The following is an 885-nucleotide window of genomic DNA, read 5'->3' as shown; positions in this document are numbered from 1 at the left end:
CGCTGGTGCAGGCCCGCGCCGCCCGCCGGTCGGACACGGCCGGCCTGTTCCATGCGCTGGGCGGCGGCTGGTGGAACCGGGCCGGGGCGGACGGCGCGCCACAGGGTTAAGGGTCTGGGAGTTGGGCTATCTGCAATTTTGACGACGGTCTCAAGAAACGGCTCCGCATCAGGGCGGCCATGCATGGTCGGTCCATGGAAGAGGAGGCGCGCGATATCCTGCGTACCGTCCTCTCCACCGAAAACCCGGCACCGTCGGACCTCGGCCGGGCTATTCGTCAACGTTTCGCCGAGCTGGGCGGGGTTGATCTGCCGGCTTTGCCGCGCGAGGCGATCCGGGACGTGGATTTCGGTATGTGATCGGCGACGCCCCATGCTTATGCCGACATAGCCTCTGAACGCCGGCAGGCTGGGGAGCCCATCAGCCAATTCGATGGGCAGATCGCCGCGGTGACCCGCTCCTGGGGCGCCGCTTTGGTTCGCCATCGTTTAGGCAGGATTTGCGGGCGTTGCGTTCAGCAGATCAGGGCAGTACCGACTACGCGGCAGGCGCCCTGGGGGGTGCCCTGCCCGTTCCGGATGGTCCAGGTACCGGGGCCGGTCGGCTGGGCGTGGTAGGTGCCGCGCATGGCCTGGCCCTGGCGGGCGATGTCGGCGTTGAGCCATTGCTCTTCGGGCGTCTGCGGCATGGATGGGCCTGGCGGTGCCGCCTGGCGCTGCTGCTGCAGGATGGTCAGGCGTGCCCGGTCGCGGTCGATCGCTTCTTGCGCGCGTTGACGGGCGGCAAACTGGCGCTGCTGGATTTCGGTCTGCAGTTGCATGCGCAACTGCTCCCGCGCGGCGGGGTTGGGGGGACAGGCGCCCGGGTTCGCCCCGCAGCCGAACT

2 protein-coding genes are annotated in these 885 nt (G+C 68.8%); one reads left to right on the top strand and one right to left on the bottom strand.

Translation table 11 applies throughout. From position 1 onward, the window contains the following. Window positions 1-128: 128 nt before the first annotated feature. Window positions 129-359 (top strand): FitA-like ribbon-helix-helix domain-containing protein, encoded by a 231-nt coding sequence (locus HUK84_RS20395; protein WP_176641824.1) that lies wholly within the window; start codon window positions 129-131, stop codon window positions 357-359. Window positions 360-514: 155 nt separating this feature from the next. Here the strand turns inward: HUK84_RS20395 and HUK84_RS20390 are convergent. After that, the coding region (locus HUK84_RS20390; protein WP_176641823.1) for a hypothetical protein at window positions 515-885 on the bottom strand (371 nt) is incomplete at its 5' end.

It is taken from the genome of Nguyenibacter vanlangensis, from assembly GCF_013376155.1.
Taxonomy (GTDB): domain Bacteria; phylum Pseudomonadota; class Alphaproteobacteria; order Acetobacterales; family Acetobacteraceae; genus Gluconacetobacter; species Gluconacetobacter vanlangensis.
This window is presented reverse-complemented; position numbering and strand designations above follow the sequence as displayed.